Source organism: Kitasatospora sp. NPDC034533 (assembly GCF_055575155.1).
This window is the reverse complement of record NZ_JBVITE010000005.1, coordinates 26,451-40,909: the sequence shown is the minus strand read 5'-3', so window position 1 is coordinate 40,909 and position 14,459 is coordinate 26,451. Positions and strand designations below refer to the sequence as shown.

Genomic DNA, 14,459 nt, shown 5'->3' with positions numbered 1-14,459 from the left:
CCCGGCGGACGGCCCCCGGTGGACGGACCCGGGCTCCGGGCGGGCCCTCGGGCACGCCCTAGAAAACCGCCCGCACCTCGCCGACCGGGGCGCCGCCGCCGAGCAGCGGGGCCGCGCCGATCCGCGCGAGGGTCTCGTCCGCCCCGGTCACCCCCAGCCGGCGCAGCGCGGCCGCCAGCACCGGGCCGCGGGCCCGCTCGGCGCCGTCCTCGATCTTGAAGGCCAGCGCCCGCCCGTCCGGCAGCGCCACCACCTGGACGGCCTCGGCGCCCATCTTGGACAGCGCCCCCGGCACCGCCCGCATCAGCCAGGTGTCGGCCCGGCGGGTGCCGGCCACGTACTCGGGGTGGGCGCGCATCGCGTCGGCCACCCGGCGCCGCTCGGTGCCCTCGGCGGCCAGCACCAGGCCCCGGTAGCCGCGGGCCAGGCCGGTCAGCGTGACGGCCAGCAGCGGCGCGCCGCAGCCGTCCGTCCCGGCGTGCCCGGCCGCCTCGCCGGTGCCCTCCTCCAGCGCCTCGTGGGCCAGCCGCTGGATCGGGTGGGCCGGGTCGAGGTAGCTCGCGGTGTCCCAGCCGTTGGCCACGCAGGCGGCCAGCCAGCCGGCGTGCTTGCCGGAGCAGTCCATCAGGATCGGCGCGCGGCCGTCGCCGGAGGCGAGCCGCAGCTCCGCCTCGGTCTCGTCCAGCGGCAGTTCGGCCGGGGTGCGCAGGGCCGACTCGTCGAGCCCGGCGGAGCCGAGGATGGTCCGCACACCGTCCAGGTGAAACGATTCTGCGGAGTGGCTGGAGGCCGCCAGCGCCAGCAGCTCGCCCTCGATCGCCAGCCCCGCCCGCAGCGTGGCCACCGCCTGGAACGGCTTGGCCGTCGACCGGGGGAAGACCGGCGCGTCCGGGTCGCCGAGCGCGAACTCGACCGAACCGTCGGCCGCGAGCAGCACCAGGGAGCCGCGGTGGCGGCCCTCGACGAAACCGGAGCGCACGACCTCGGCGAGAACGGGCGCGGTGACGGGCAGGGACATGACTGATGAGCCTTCCGGGGGCGAGGGTGGGGCCGGGAGGAAGCCGGGCCCACCGCCCGCGGTGGCTCACCCGGTCAGAGCGGCCCCCCTGCGAGCAGGTCGTCGACCCGTGCTTCCCCATCACGGTACCTGCGGGTGATCTCGGCACTGCAACCGTCGGCCGTGCGCAGCAGCCGGCGGCGCCGCCCGGACACCTCGCGCTCGTGCGCCCGCAGCCGCTCCAGGGCGGCCAGCAGCTCCTCGGCCGGGTGCGCCGCCAGGTCGGCGAGCTGGACGTCGCCCATCAGCGCGTCCGCCTCCAGCCGGGACTCCTCGGTGCGCGGCGGGCCGAGGGTGACGTGCCGGACCGAGCGCCGCACGCTGGAGGGCGCGTCGGTCAGGATGGCCGGCAGCCGGTCCAGCAGGTCGCCGCCCGGAGCCAGGCCGGACGGGCTGGACGGGTCGGCCGGGTCGGCCGGGCCGGACGCGCTCGCCGGACCGGCCGTACGAGCCGGGCCCACGCCGGGCCGCCGGTCGAGTTCGGCGCGCAGGATGTCCATCCGCCCGTGCAGCAGCCGCCGCAGGTAGGACAGGTCGGCCTCCTGCTCCAGGGTCTCCCGGCGCAGCACCCGCAGCTGGTCCAGGCCCAGCCGCTCCAGGTCGGGCTCGTCCTCCGCGCCCGGCGCCCGGCCGTACGGGCCCTCCAGGGCCCGCGCCACCGGCCCCGACCGGTCCCGCGCCGCGCTGCTCGCGTCCATCACCCAACCACCTGACGTCATCCGATCCCGCCCGCTCGCGGCACCCCGTCGCTGCCGCCGGTCCGTCCCGTCCCCCGACGGGCGCCGCCTCCACCGGCCGTCCGGGGGCCCCGGAGGTTCCGGCCCGGCCACGACCGGCCACCGGGCGCCGCCGCCGGAACGCCCGGCCCACCGCCCCGACCGCCCGGCCGGACCCGGTCCGGCGCGGCGGACCTCGTGACGCCCCGGACCCTTCGTACGGTCCACCAGCGTGCCACCCCTTCCGGCGCACGCGCACCGCTCGTGCACCCGAACGGCCCCCTGGCGAACGGGGGTGGCTGATATGACCGGGCCTTTCCGCAGGAAGAGTGGCGCCCGCTTCCGCGCAGGCGCGCGCACCACGGCGTGCACCACCTCTGCACGCGCCCCTGGTGTGCGCCGTGGAGGGCCGCGTGCGGGGCCGCGGAGGCCCTCGCGGCCGCCGGGAAGGGCGTGGGACGGCCACCGCACGACGCCGGGGCCCTCCCGGGGGCCGTGCGGCGCTCCGGCACAATGGCGGCATGCGAGCAGTGGTGCAGCGAGTGACCGAGGCCCGGGTGACCGTGGCCGGTGAGACCGTCGGTGCGATCGAGGGGCCCGGGCTCTGCGTCCTGGTCGGCGTCACCCACGACGACACCTCCGCCAAGGCCGCACAGCTGGCCCGCAAGCTCTGGACCCTGCGGCTGCTGCCCGCGAACGACGAGGGCGTCGAGCAGTCCTGCTCGGACCTCGGCGCCCCGCTGCTGGTGATCAGCCAGTTCACCCTCTACGGGGACGCCCGCAAGGGCCGCCGCCCCACCTGGAACGCCGCCGCCCCCGGCCCGGTCGCCGAGCCGCTGGTGGACGAGGTGGTGGCGCAGCTGCGGGCGCTGGGCGCCAAGGTGGAGACGGGCCGGTTCGGCGCCGACATGCGGGTGGCGCTGGTGAACGACGGCCCGTTCACCGTCCTCGTCGAGGTCTGAGGCCCGAGGCCGGCGGCCCGAGACTCCGGCCCGGGCCCGCCAGCCGGGACCACGGGCCCGGGACCGCGGGCCGCTACTGCGGGACGATCACGTCCTGGGTGCCCGGCACCGTCCCGGCCAGCAGCACGGCGTCCACCGGGACGTTCCGCTTGACGATCGCCAGCGCGATCGGCCCCAGCTCGTGGTGCCGCGCCGAGGAGGTGACGAAGCCCAGCGCCCGCCCGTCCGGGTCGGCCGCCAGCCGCACCTCGGTGCCGTGCGGGGGCAGCGTCTCCTCGGTGCCGTCCAGGTGCAGGAAGACCAGCCGGCGCGGCGGGCGGCCCAGGTTGTGCACCCGGGCGACGGTCTCCTGGCCGCGGTAGCAGCCCTTCTGGAGGTGGACGGCGGTGCGCAGCCAGTCCACCTCGTGCGGGATGGTCCGGTGGTCGGTCTCGAAGCCCAGCCGGGGCCGGTGGCCCTCGATCCGCAGCGCCTCGTACGCCCACACCCCGGCCGCCGGGCCGTACCCGGCGGTGAGCCGCTCCAGCTCGCCGCGCGGTACGAACAGGTCGCGCCCGTACGGGAGTTCACGGACGGCGGCGACGCCCTCGACGGAGCTGGTGGAGCCGGCCGGCAGGTGGACCACGGCGTACTCGGCGGTCGCGTCGGCGACCTCCACCCGGTAGAAGAACTTCATGCTCTCCAGGTAGGCGACCAGCGCCTCCTGGGTGCCCGGCTCGACGTGCGCCCAGGTGGTGGTGCCGTCGTCCACCAGGTAGAGGGCGTGCTCGACGTGCCCGTTCGGGGAGAGGACCAGCGCCTCGGCGGCCTGCTGCGGCGGCAGCTCGCTGACGTGCTGGGTGAGCAGCAGGTGCAGCCAGGAGAGCCGGTCCGGGCCGGTGACGGTGACCACGCCGCGGTGCGAGAGGTCGACGAAGCCGGTGCCCCGGGACAGGTTGCGTTGCTCACGGAAGATGTCGCCGTAGTGGGCGGCGACGCCCTCGTCGGGCCCCTCGGCGGGGACGGCTCCGGGCAGGGAAAGCAGCGGGCTCTTCACACCGGTCATACCGGCCAGCTTACGGCCGCTCCCCGGCGAGCTTGGCGGTGCAGTCGGCGCAGCGGCCGAAGATGGCGAAGTGCTTGAGGTCGGTGTCGAAGCCGTGCCGCTCGCGCAGGCGGTCGATCAGCGGTTGGGCTATCTCGGTGCCGGTCTCGGTGACCTTCTCGCAGTCCCGGCAGACCAGGTGCAGGTGGTGGTGGCGCCCGGCCAGGTGGTAGGTCGGGGCGCCGTGGCCGAGGTGGGCGTGCGAGACCAGGCCGAGCTCCTCCAGCAGCTCCAGGGTCCGGTAGACGGTGGAGATGTTGACGCCGCTGGCCGTCCGGCGGACGTGGCAGAGGATGTCGTCGGGGGTGGCGTGGTCGAGTTCGTCGACGGCCTCCAGCACGAGCTGCCGCTGCGGGGTGAGGCGGTAGCCGCGCTCGCGCAGGTCGCTCTTCCAGTCGCCGGAGAGCTGCCAGTCGGTGGTGCCGGTGTCCGCCACGATGCTGTCCCTGCCAAGGTCGGGGGTCCTGGTGCAAGTGTAGGGACCGGCCTGTGGCCGGTCCCTACCTCGTGCACGGAAAGTCCGGTCGCCTGACCGTCTCCTGCGTCTACTTGAAGAAGGCGATGCCGTCGTCCGGCAGGTCGTTGACGTCCTTGACCAGCTGGGCCGGGCTGAGCACCTTCTTCAGCTGCGCGGACATGTACGGGCGCAGCGGCACGTTCGGGGCGGCCTTCTCGCCGACCCAGAGCAGCTCGCCGTTGACGAAGCCGTACAGCCGCTTGCCGCCCGAGTACTCCGGCGAGCCCTCGATCCGGGCCACCGCGTCGGTGGAGACGTCGACCTGCGGCTTGCCGTCGGCCAGCTCGCCGTACCAGATCTCGACCGTGCCGTCGTCGCGGACGGAGGAGATCTCGATGCCGCGGGCGCCGCTGGTGCCGTCGTGGTTGCTGGTGATGCGCCAGAACGCGTGCTCGTTCTCCAGCGGGCGGACCTTCTCGCCCTCGTTGTTCAGCACCCAGGTGCGGGAGCGGAACTCCAGGAAGGGGCGGCCGTCGTGCCGGATCACGATCTCCTGGCCGAAGTTGCACTTCTCCGCGCCGGGGAAGTCGAAGACGCCCGCGCCCTCCCAGGTGCCGAGGAGGAAGGCGAGCGGGACGACGTCCTTGTGGAGGTCAGAGGGGATCTCGATCATGTTCCTGGTCGCTGTCGTCGGTGTGGGGCTGCCTCAACCGTACGGCAGGCTCAGCGCTGGCCCTGGTACAGCTTCATCACCGAGAAGATGGCGAACCAGGTGATCAGCACGGCCATGAGGGCCAGCAGACCGTCGAAGAAGATTTCCAGACCGGACACGGGGGGCTCCCAGGCGGCGACAGTGTGGTGGGTTTTGCTCCGCTCACTCTATCCGGCGGCCTCCGGGCGCTCGCGGTGAGCCCCACCACGTCGCCGTCCGCGCCGTCCTCCCGCGGGCTGCCCAAGCTTTGCCCAAGGGTTCCGGGGATGCCGGACGGGCGCGGCGGCGGGCGCTCTATGGTGGCGCCATGTCGAAGAAACTGGTCATCAAGGTCACCGCAGGGGCGGACGCGCCGGAGCGGTGCTCGCAGGCGTTCACGGTGGCGGCGGTGGCCGTCGCCAGCGGGATCGAGGTCTCGCTCTGGCTGACCGGGGAGTCCTCCTGGTTCGCCCTGCCGGGCCGCGCGGCGGAGTTCGAGCTGCCGCACGCGGCGCCGCTGCCGGACCTGCTGGAGTCGATCCTGGCGGCCGGCTCGGTGACGCTGTGCACCCAGTGCGCGGTCCGGCGCGGGATCGAGCAGAAGGACACCGTCGAGGGCGTCCGGATCGCGGGCGCCCAGGTCTTCGTCAGCGAGATCATGGCGGACGGCGTCCAGGCGCTCGTGTACTGACGCCTACGGGTGCTCCTCGTGGTCGGGGCGGTCCCGGTCGTGGCCGGGCTCGTCCCACCTGGGGTCGTCCCAGCGCGGGTCGTCCCACCAGTCGTCGTCCGGGTCCCGTTTGTTGGCGAACACCGCGGCGGCGGGCGGGATCACCATCGCGACCACGCACATGCCGATCGCCGCGCCGACCGAGAAGAACCGCACCACGCCCCAGGCCAGGACGAACAGGCCCAGGCACACGCCCATCATGGCGAAGTAGTAGCGACGCCGCCGTCTTGCCTGCACCCCTCCACGGTACGGCCGAGGGCCCCCGCTCGGCAGGGGCCCTCGGCCGGAACCGGTTCGCTCCGGCTCCCGGTGGTTCTCGCCCGGTCCGTCCCGGTCGATCCCGGTCGGACCGGGTCGGACCGGGTCGGTCCCGGTCAGACCGCGATCGCGACCTCGACGGCGGTGCCCTGGGAGGCCACCACCTGACGGTCCACGGTCTGGCCCGGCACCAGCGCGCGCAGGGTCCACTTGCCCGGGCGGGCGAAGAACCGGAACTGGCCGGTCGCCGAGGTGGGCACCTCGGCCGTGAACTCGTTGTTCTCGTCCAGCAGCCGGACGTAGCCGTTGACCGGCTCACCGTCGCGGGTCACCGAACCCTGGATGATCGTCTCGTTCGCCACGTCAACTCCTGCCAGGTCCGGGCCGCCGGCCTTCGCACCGCACATGTCTGTCTTCCCTTCTGACTTACGGGTCGAGCCGGGGGCTCAGTTGCTGCCGAGCTCGATCGGCACGCCGACCAGGCTGCCGTACTCGGTCCACGAGCCGTCGTAGTTCTTGACGTTCTCCTGGCCGAGCAGCTCGTGCAGCACGAACCAGGTGAGCGCGGAGCGCTCGCCGATGCGGCAGTAGGCGATGGTGTCCTTCGCCAGGTCGATGCCCTCGGCCTCGTACAGCGCCCTGAGCTCGTCGTCGCTCTTGAAGGTGCCGTCGTCGTTCGCGTTCTTGGCCCACGGGATGTTGCGGGCGCTCGGCACGTGGCCGGGGCGCTGCGACTGCTCCTGCGGGAGGTGGGCCGGGGCGAGCAGCTTGCCGGAGAACTCGTCGGGCGAGCGGACGTCGACCAGGTTCAGGTTGTCGATGGCGGCGATCACGTCGTCGCGGAAGGCGCGGATCGAGGAGTCGGCGGGCTGCGCCTTGTACTCGGTGGCGGGGCGGGTCGGCACCTCGACGACCAGGTCGCGGGAGTCCAGCTCCCACTTCTTGCGGCCGCCGTCCAGCAGGCGGACGTCGCCGTGGCCGTACAGCTTGAAGTACCAGTAGGCGTACGAGGCGAACCAGTTGTTGTTGCCGCCGTACAGGACGACGGTGTCGTCGTTGGCGATGCCCTTGGCGCTGAGCAGCGCCTCGAAGCCGGCCTGGTCGATGAAGTCGCGGCGGACCGGGTCCTGGAGGTCCTGCTTCCAGTCGATCCGGACGGCGTTGCGGATGTGGTTCTTCTCGTACGCGGAGGTGTCCTCGTCGACCTCGACGATGACGACCTTCGGGTCGTCCAGGTGGGCCTGGACCCAGTCGGCGTCGACCAGGACGTCGCTGCGGCTCATGGTGGTGTTCTCCATCCGAGGGCGGTTGTGCGGAAGGTGCTGCTCAGGGAGGTGCTGAAGGGGCGCCCGGGCGGGTGCGGTCCGAAAGTCCGTCCGAATGATGGGACGAGGAGGACGGACCGACGGCCGGGCCGGGAACTGCGGAGTACATCGGCGACGGCCCGCTCACAGAGCCGGACGCGGTCGCCGGGAAGATCGGCGGCGGGCGTCAACTGCCCTGCCGGGATGCCGAGTCAGCGCATTCGACACAGACAGGCGGCCACGCGGCACAGGTCTACCGCCCGCCGCTTCGTGAGGTCCGTCTGTCGCTTCATGCCGACGATGCTAGGGACACCGTGGGCCCGCTGTCATCAGCGTATCGAATACTGGGATCGAAACGACCGGATCGTGGGATTAGCGCTCGCCCCGACCCGCCGGGGCCCGGCCGGGGGCCCTCCGGAGGCGCCCCCGGGGCGGAAACGACACCGCTCCGCGGCCCGCGCTGGACAGCGCGTCTCGCGGAGCGGAACGATTCGGCAGCCCGGTCGGCGGGGTGCCGGCCGGACGCGGATCAGCCCAGCAGCTTGACGTCCTTGCCGTCGAAGGTCAGCTGGAGGCCCTCCGGCAGCGGTGTCACGCCGCCGCTCCCGCCCTCCTGGTCGGCCAGCTTCAGCCCGGCCGGCAGCGAGTCCAGGGTGAAGCTCATCGGCTCCAGCTGCTGGCCGCTGAACCCGGCCACCATCCCCGCCAGCGAGCTCAGCTGGAAGCCGTCCACCGTGACGGTGTTCCCCTTGTTGCGCACGTTGCCCTCGCCGATCGCGAGCGGCCCCAGGGAGGCCTTGACCTTGCCCGGCCCGGCGTAGGCCAGGGTCAGCCGGGAGTTGCCGCCCACCGGCAGCTTGGTCCCGTGCAGCAGCTGCGAGGCGGGCGGCAGCAGCTGCGCGAGGTCCGGGTAGGAGATCACCCCGCTGCCGGTGCCGCCGGCCACCGTGGCGCTGCTCATGCTGTCGCTGACCTTGACCCCGGAGAGCTTGGCCTTGAACGAGTGCAGCGCCACCTGGTGGCTGCCGTCGCCGACGGTCAGGCCGTCGGAGGAGATCCGGACGTCGTCCAGCTTCATCGACAGCACCTGGGTGAGGAACGGGAAGCCCTCGATCGAGACGTCCGGGCGCTGGCTCATCCGGCCGCTCTTCACGATCCGGTCGGCGGCCTCGTCCTCGGCCACCCCGACGGCGATCCGGTCGGCGCCCACCAGCAGGCCGCAGAGCACCGCCAGGCCGATCGTGGCCTTCAGCCATCCGCGCATCGCTGTCTCCCGTCGTCGCCGGTCGCCGGTCGTTCCTGATCGTCCGCAGTGGGTCGTTCGCCGTCGTGCGGCGGACGCCGGACGCGCCCGCTCCCGCACGACCGTACGACGTCCCGCCCCGGGACATGGTTCCGGGGCGGGACCAGGGCCCCGACGGGCCCGGAGGACGGGAGCGGGATCAGGCGAGCAGGTCGGTGGCCAGCCAGATCAGCGGCGCGGCCACGGCCAGCGGCAGCGCCACGCCCGCCGTCATGTGCACGAAGCGGGACGGGAAGTCGTACGCGGCGACCCGGCGGCCGACCAGCGCACCCAGCCCGGCCAGCGCGCCGAGCGTCACCGGCGCCCCGACCAGCAGGCCCAGCGCCACCGCCGCGGCCAGGCCCAGCACCGGGCCCAGCTGCTTCGGGCCGGGCAGCGGCGCCGCGGCCAGCAGGGTGGCCAGCGCCACCGCGCCCACCCCGGCCGGCACCCAGTCGGCCAGCAGCAGCGTGGTGCACAGCGCCGTCACCACGGTGGCCGAGCCGAGCACGGTCAGCGCGTAGAACCGCTCCTTCGGGTCGGACGGGCGGAACGTCTGCAGCACCAGGACGAGCAGGAAGAACCCGCCCAGGGTGCCCACCACGGCCGCCACGCCGCCGTCGGAGTCCGCCAGCAGCACCGCCGCGTCGGCGGTGAACCCGGCCAGCGCGGCGAGCAGGATGCCCTGCCGGGCCGGCCACATGCCGTTCAGCCGGAACCAGCCGGCCGCCGTCAGCAGCTGGAGCAGCGCGACCACCAGGGCCAGCGCGACCTGCCCGAGGGCGGCGCCACCGGCCAGCAGCGCGGCCACGCCGGCGGTGATCAGGGCGGGCTGGAGGCCCGGTTCGATGATCGGCGAGCCGGTCCGGCCGCGCGGACCCACGGGCGGCGCCGGAACGGCCTGCGGCGGGACGGCCGCGTACGGGGGTGCGGCGGGGGCGCCCAGCGGGCCGGGGGCGACCGGGCGCTTCAGGGTCATGGTCGGCGGGTCGAAGGCCTCGGCCGGCTGCCGCACGGGGGCGGGCTGCGGCGCCGGGGCCGCGTGCCGGGCCCGGGACGGCGGCTGCGGCTGCGGCGGCTGCCGGAGCTGCATCGTCGGGTCCGGCTGGGGCTGCACCGGCTGCTGGTGCCGGTGCTGCATCGTCGGGTCCGGCTGGGGCTGCACCGGCTGCTGGTGCCGGTGCAGCGGCTGCCGGGGCGGCGGCGCGGTCGGCATCGCACCGGACACCACCACCGGCGGCAGCAGGGCGGTGGCCTCGGCGTCGTCCAGCGGCGGCACGGGCGGCAGCAGCGCCGTCGCCTCGGCGTCGCCGCCCACCGTCGGAACCGGCGGCAGCACGGTGGTCGCGGCCGGATCGTCGAAGGCGGGCACCGGCGGCAGCACCGCGGTCGCCGCCGCGTCGTCCACCGGGTAGCCGTACGGCGGCTGGTGGCCCGGCTGCTGCGGCGGGAAGTGCGGTTGCTGCGGCGGGTACGGCTGCTGGTACTGCTGGTACTGCGGGTACCGGTGCTGCTGCGGTGCCTGGGCCTGCTGCGGCCACTCGCCGTGGCCGCCGTCGTCCCGCCGGTTCGGGTTGTTCACGTCCGTCACGCCGCTCAGCCTCCCGCGAACGGCGGGAGGACCTCGACCGTCCCGCCCTCGGTCAGGGCGACGGACGCGTGGTCGCGGCCGCCCACCTGGGCCCCGTCGACCAGGTACGAGCAGTGCCCGAGCAACCGGACGAACTTCGGCCGGTCGGCGTGCCGCGCCCTGGCCGCGGCCAGCGCCTGCGCCAGGGTCGCCGCCTCGTACGGCTCCTCGGCCAGCCCGGCCTCGGACTTCGCCGCCGCCCAGTAGCGGATCGTCCCGCGCACCCGGGCGCCGCTCGCGGGCTCGGTGGTCGCGCTCATCGGGCCACCCCTTCTCGTCGTCTCGCCCGGCCCCGGTGCCCCGGTCCGGCTCGCCACCGCGGCGGCCCTGCGACCACCCGAACGATGGACCCGGAACAGTACCGACGATGCGCGTCCCATGATGGCGTGTCCGCCACCGCGAGGGGCAATCGCCCTGGCCGGACGGGCACGGAGCGTCCACCGGCCTCCCACCGGACCGCCACCGGCGGGCCCCGGGGCGGTGCACGAAGCTGTGTCCAGCCTCACCGGACACGTGCCCGAATTGTACGAACCGCCGGATTCCCGCACTCCCGGCACCACGGCCCGGTCGGCTATCCTCGACCACCATGAGGGATCCGGGCAGAGTCGCCCCCGGGTCCTTTTGTGCTTCCAGGACGCCAGTACGGACGTTCTTGCGATTCGTCGGCCCACCCCCGGCGCGCAGCAGGAACCACCCCGCCTGACGCGGCACCTCGACGCGCCCCGGCCCGCCGGGGCGTCGCCACCCGGCACCGGGCCGCCACCCGGCACCGGAAAAGACCGGAGGGTTCACGGTGATGGACAGGGCAGGAACGGTACGCCAGGGGTCACCAGCCCCCCGGCGGGCCCGCCGTCGCCCCGTGCACGCCGTCCGCTCCCCCGGTCCGCCGCGGGCAACCGTCCCCCTCGCATCCCCCTCAGCACTTGCGCCATCCGGCTGTGGCGGCAGCCGTCAAGCGACCGCGACGACCCGGAAAGGGGACCACCGGGTATGAGTTCTCTCCTCCTCCTCACCAATGCGCTGCAACCCTCCGCCGAGGTGCTGCCCGCACTCGGCCTGCTGCTGCACCAAGTCCGGGTGGCCCCCGCCGAGGGCGCGGCCCTGGTGGACACGCCCAGTGCGGACGTCATCCTGGTCGACGGCCGGCGCGACCTGCCGCAGGTCCGCAGCCTCTGCCAGCTGCTGCGCTCCACCGGCATCGGCTGCCCGCTGATCCTGGTGGTCACCGAGGGCGGCCTGGCCGCCGTCACCGCCGAGTGGGGCATCGACGACGTCCTGCTGGACACCGCCGGCCCGGCCGAGGTCGAGGCCCGGCTGCGGCTCGCCCTGGGGCGTCTCCAGGTCTCGGCCGACGACAGCCCGATGGAGATCCGCAGCGGCGACCTCTCGGTCGACGAGGCCACCTACTCCGCCAAGCTCCGGGGCCGGGCGCTCGACCTCACCTTCAAGGAGTTCGAGCTGCTCAAGTACCTCGCCCAGCACCCCGGCCGGGTCTTCACCCGGGCGCAGCTGCTCCAGGAGGTCTGGGGCTACGACTACTTCGGCGGCACCCGGACGGTGGACGTGCACGTCCGGCGGCTGCGCGCCAAGCTCGGCGTGGAGCACGAGCAGCTGATCGGCACCGTGCGCAACGTCGGCTACCGCTTCGTCGTCCCGGAGAAGCCCGAGAAGGGCGAGCGACCGGAGCTCTCCCCGCGCCCCTCGGCCCCGCTGGAGGCGTGACGCCGAAAGCCGGGCGGAGCGCCTCCCGCCCGGCTTGTCCGGTTCGTCCCGCGCCGCCCGTCGGCCGGTCGCGCCGGGGCCCCAGGGCCCGCTGCCGCCCCTGGGACCACACGCGTAGACTCCCCCCGTGGCCAAAGTGACGCGCGACGATGTAGCCCGGCTGGCTGGAACCTCGACCGCGGTCGTCAGCTACGTCATCAACAACGGGCCGCGCCCGGTCGCGCCCGCGACCCGGGAGAAGGTCCTCGCGGCGATCGAGCAGCTCGGCTACCGGCCGAACAGCGTCGCCCAGGCGATGGCCTCCCGGCGCACCAACCTGATCGGCATGGTCGTCCCGGACGCCCGCCAGCCCTTCTTCGCCGAGATGGCGCACGCCGTGGAACGGGCCGCCTCCGAGCGCGGCAAGCTCGTGCTGATCGGCAACTCCGACTACGCGGACGACCGCGAGGTGCACTACGTCCGCGCCTTCCTCGGGATGCGGGTCTCCGGCCTGATCCTGGTCAGCCAGGGCCCCTCGCAGCGCGCCGCCGAGGAGTTCGCCGCGATGGAGGGCGCCAAGGTGGTGCTGCTGCACCGCCGGCCCGAGGCGATCGACGACGTCGCGGTGGTCACCGACGACGTGGCCGGCGCCGAGGCGGTCGTGCGCCACCTGCTGGAGGTGCACGGGCACCCGTACGTCGCCTGCTTCGGCGGCCCGGTCGAGTCCCCCGCCCCCGGCGACCCGGTCATCGACCACGTCGAGGGCTGGCAGCGCGCCATGGACGCGCACGGCATCCCCACCGAACCGCACCTGATCGACGCGCCCTTCCACCGCTACGGCGCCTACGACGTCGCGCTCGGCCTGCTGCGCTCGCCGGACCGGCCGCAGGCGATCTTCTGCTCCACCGACGACCAGGCGATCGGCGTGCTGCGGGCCGCCCGCGAGGTCGGTCTGCGGGTCCCGGAGGACCTCGCGGTGGCCGGCTTCGACGACGTGCCCGAGGCCGCCCTCGCCGACCCGCCGCTGACCACCGTCGCCTCCGACCGCGACGCGATGGCCCGGGCCGCGGTGGACCTGGTGCTGGACGACTCGCTGATGGTGCCGGGCTCCGACACCGAACGGGTCCGCACCTTCCCGTCCCGGCTGGTCATCCGCCGCTCCTGCGGCTGTGGCGGCGGCGCCCCCGCCCGATCCGTACCGGAGTAGCCGCTTCCGCTCGGCAGGCGGCCTGACCAGGCTTTATGAGAACCCAACGGGCTTCTCTCCCCCTTCTGAGCCGGTTCTCATGCACTCCTCATGCGCCGGGCGGAGCTTGTTCGACATGAGCGGACAGCAGCAGCACCCCAGCGAGCGGTACGACACGAACGAGCCCCACGAGTGGTACGGCTCGTACGGGACCCCCGGCGCCCACGACGCCCACGGCTCGTACGACCCCCACGCCCCGTACGGCACCGGCGAACAGGACGGCCCCTACCGGTCCCACGCCCCCCGGGTGATCGAGGGCACCGTGCTCGGCAGCGGCCCGGCCGCCGGCGGCGGCGCCCCGGCCGGGTACGGCTACCGCGAGGACCACTCCGGCGGCCGCTTCGACGGACCGCCGCAGATCCCGCCGACCCCGCCCGAGCCGCCCACGATCCCCGGCCCGGGCGCCCCCGAGGGCCCCGGCAACCACGGCAGCCGGGCCCGGCGCGGACTGCTGCGCGGCCGGCTCGCCCTGGTCACCGCCGTCGCCGCGGTCGCCGCCGTGCTCGGCGGGGTCACCGGCGGGCTGGTCGCGGCCGACCGGCAGGGCACCGACACCCACGTCGGCGCCATCGCCAGCCCGGTCTCCGCCCGCACCGACGGCGGCGCCGACGTGCCCGCCATCGCCGCCGCGGTCTCGCCCAGCACCGTCCAGATCACCGTCAAGTCCGGCAACGGCACCGCCACCGGCACCGGCGTCGTCCTGAACACCGACGGTCGGATCCTGACCAACTACCACGTGATCGACACCGCGGCCGCCGGCGGCCGGATCACCGTCACCTTCAAGGACGGCTCCACCGCCCCGGCCACCGTCACCGGCACCGACAAGTCCCTCGACGTCGCCGTGATCACCGCGACCGGCGCGAAGAACCTCACCCCCGCCGTCCTCGGCGACTCCGCCGCCGTGGAGATCGGCGACCCGGTCGTCGCCATCGGCAACCCCGACGGCCTCACCGGCACCGTCACCTCCGGCATCATCAGCGCCGAGAACCGCGACGTCACCGTCCAGCTCGACGAGGGCAGCACCAGCGGCAACGGCGGCTTCGGCCTCCCCTTCCTGCCCGGCCTGCGCGGCACCGCCCCGCAGCCCGGCAACGGCAGCAGCACCACCTACAAGGCCTTCCAGACCGACGCCGCGCTCAACCCCGGCAACTCCGGCGGCCCGCTGATTAACGCCAACGGCCAGGTCATCGCCATCAACTCGGCGATGTACGCGCCCAGCGCCTCCGGTTCCTCCGGCGGCGGCGAGGCCGGCAGCGTCGGCCTGGGCTTCGCCATCCCGATCAACGACATCAAGCAGGTCCTGCCGAAGCTCGAAGCCGGCCAGAGCCTGTGAGCCACACC

General features: G+C 74.3%; 17 protein-coding genes. 5 read left to right on the top strand and 12 right to left on the bottom strand.

Features of this window, described 5'->3' with window-relative positions; all coding sequences use genetic code 11:
• Nucleotides 1-58 precede the first annotated feature (58 nt).
• Together ACZ55U_RS05470 and ACZ55U_RS05465 are read right to left on the bottom strand one after the other, a co-directional pair.
• Nucleotides 59-1,018 (bottom strand): asparaginase, encoded by a 960-nt coding sequence (locus ACZ55U_RS05470; protein WP_465522694.1) that lies wholly within the window; start codon nucleotides 1,016-1,018, stop codon nucleotides 59-61.
• A gap of 74 nt (nucleotides 1,019-1,092) precedes the next feature.
• Nucleotides 1,093-1,755, bottom strand: coding sequence for an RsiG family protein (locus ACZ55U_RS05465; protein ID WP_465522692.1), 663 nt, complete (start codon nucleotides 1,753-1,755; stop codon nucleotides 1,093-1,095).
• A gap of 539 nt (nucleotides 1,756-2,294) precedes the next feature.
• Between ACZ55U_RS05465 and dtd the strand changes: the two genes are divergently transcribed.
• A complete protein-coding gene (dtd, locus tag ACZ55U_RS05460; protein ID WP_465522690.1) occupies nucleotides 2,295-2,735 on the top strand; it encodes a D-aminoacyl-tRNA deacylase in 441 nt (146 codons plus the stop codon).
• Between the two features lie 73 nt (nucleotides 2,736-2,808).
• On the opposite strand, the gene ygfZ is transcribed toward dtd, so the two are convergent.
• The 3 genes from ygfZ to ACZ55U_RS05445 form a co-directional block, all read right to left on the bottom strand.
• Nucleotides 2,809-3,771 carry a CAF17-like 4Fe-4S cluster assembly/insertion protein YgfZ gene (gene ygfZ, locus ACZ55U_RS05455; RefSeq protein WP_465522990.1) on the bottom strand — a complete coding sequence of 321 codons (963 nt, stop codon included), beginning with the start codon at nucleotides 3,769-3,771 and terminating at the stop codon, nucleotides 2,809-2,811.
• A 19-nt stretch (nucleotides 3,772-3,790) separates the two neighbouring features.
• On the bottom strand, nucleotides 3,791-4,255 hold the full coding sequence (locus tag ACZ55U_RS05450) for a Fur family transcriptional regulator (protein WP_465522688.1): 465 nt from the start codon (nucleotides 4,253-4,255) through the stop codon (nucleotides 3,791-3,793).
• Between the two features lie 109 nt (nucleotides 4,256-4,364).
• Nucleotides 4,365-4,949 carry a heme-binding beta-barrel domain-containing protein gene (locus ACZ55U_RS05445; RefSeq protein ID WP_465522686.1) on the bottom strand — a complete coding sequence of 195 codons (585 nt, stop codon included), beginning with the start codon at nucleotides 4,947-4,949 and terminating at the stop codon, nucleotides 4,365-4,367.
• 346 nt (nucleotides 4,950-5,295) lie between these two features.
• Between ACZ55U_RS05445 and ACZ55U_RS05440 the strand changes: the two genes are divergently transcribed.
• Complete coding sequence (locus tag ACZ55U_RS05440; protein ID WP_380701892.1) at nucleotides 5,296-5,658, top strand: DsrE family protein; 363 nt, start codon at nucleotides 5,296-5,298, stop codon at nucleotides 5,656-5,658.
• Nucleotides 5,659-5,661: 3 nt separating this feature from the next.
• On the opposite strand, the gene ACZ55U_RS05435 is transcribed toward ACZ55U_RS05440, so the two are convergent.
• From ACZ55U_RS05435 to ACZ55U_RS05405, 7 genes are all read right to left on the bottom strand, one after another.
• A complete protein-coding gene (locus ACZ55U_RS05435; protein ID WP_465522684.1) occupies nucleotides 5,662-5,934 on the bottom strand; it encodes a DUF3099 domain-containing protein in 273 nt (90 codons plus the stop codon).
• Between the two features lie 137 nt (nucleotides 5,935-6,071).
• Nucleotides 6,072-6,362 carry a DUF1416 domain-containing protein gene (locus ACZ55U_RS05430; protein WP_030288989.1) on the bottom strand — a complete coding sequence of 97 codons (291 nt, stop codon included), beginning with the start codon at nucleotides 6,360-6,362 and terminating at the stop codon, nucleotides 6,072-6,074.
• A gap of 39 nt (nucleotides 6,363-6,401) precedes the next feature.
• The gene (locus ACZ55U_RS05425; protein ID WP_465522682.1) at nucleotides 6,402-7,238 is read right to left on the bottom strand and encodes a sulfurtransferase; all 837 of its coding nucleotides are present in this window, start codon (nucleotides 7,236-7,238) and stop codon (nucleotides 6,402-6,404) included.
• A gap of 233 nt (nucleotides 7,239-7,471) precedes the next feature.
• A complete protein-coding gene (locus ACZ55U_RS05420; RefSeq protein ID WP_350517234.1) occupies nucleotides 7,472-7,552 on the bottom strand; it encodes an Ms5788A family Cys-rich leader peptide in 81 nt (26 codons plus the stop codon).
• Nucleotides 7,553-7,788: 236 nt separating this feature from the next.
• Nucleotides 7,789-8,523, bottom strand: coding sequence for an LmeA family phospholipid-binding protein (locus ACZ55U_RS05415; protein ID WP_465522680.1), 735 nt, complete (start codon nucleotides 8,521-8,523; stop codon nucleotides 7,789-7,791).
• Nucleotides 8,524-8,701: 178 nt separating this feature from the next.
• Nucleotides 8,702-10,132, bottom strand: a complete 1,431-nt coding sequence (locus ACZ55U_RS05410) for a hypothetical protein (RefSeq protein ID WP_465522678.1) — start codon at nucleotides 10,130-10,132, stop codon at nucleotides 8,702-8,704.
• A gap of 5 nt (nucleotides 10,133-10,137) precedes the next feature.
• The gene (locus ACZ55U_RS05405; RefSeq protein WP_465522676.1) at nucleotides 10,138-10,431 is read right to left on the bottom strand and encodes a MoaD/ThiS family protein; all 294 of its coding nucleotides are present in this window, start codon (nucleotides 10,429-10,431) and stop codon (nucleotides 10,138-10,140) included.
• 730 nt (nucleotides 10,432-11,161) lie between these two features.
• On the opposite strand from ACZ55U_RS05405, the gene ACZ55U_RS05400 reads away from it, so the two are divergent.
• The 3 genes from ACZ55U_RS05400 to ACZ55U_RS05390 all read left to right on the top strand — a co-directional run bounded on the left by ACZ55U_RS05400 (nucleotide 11,162) and on the right by ACZ55U_RS05390 (nucleotide 14,451).
• Complete coding sequence (locus tag ACZ55U_RS05400) at nucleotides 11,162-11,893, top strand: response regulator transcription factor (protein WP_465522674.1); 732 nt, start codon at nucleotides 11,162-11,164, stop codon at nucleotides 11,891-11,893.
• Between the two features lie 127 nt (nucleotides 11,894-12,020).
• Complete coding sequence (locus tag ACZ55U_RS05395; protein WP_465522672.1) at nucleotides 12,021-13,079, top strand: LacI family DNA-binding transcriptional regulator; 1,059 nt, start codon at nucleotides 12,021-12,023, stop codon at nucleotides 13,077-13,079.
• Between the two features lie 115 nt (nucleotides 13,080-13,194).
• Nucleotides 13,195-14,451, top strand: a complete 1,257-nt coding sequence (locus ACZ55U_RS05390; protein WP_465522670.1) for a S1C family serine protease — start codon at nucleotides 13,195-13,197, stop codon at nucleotides 14,449-14,451.
• Nucleotides 14,452-14,459 lie beyond the last annotated feature (8 nt).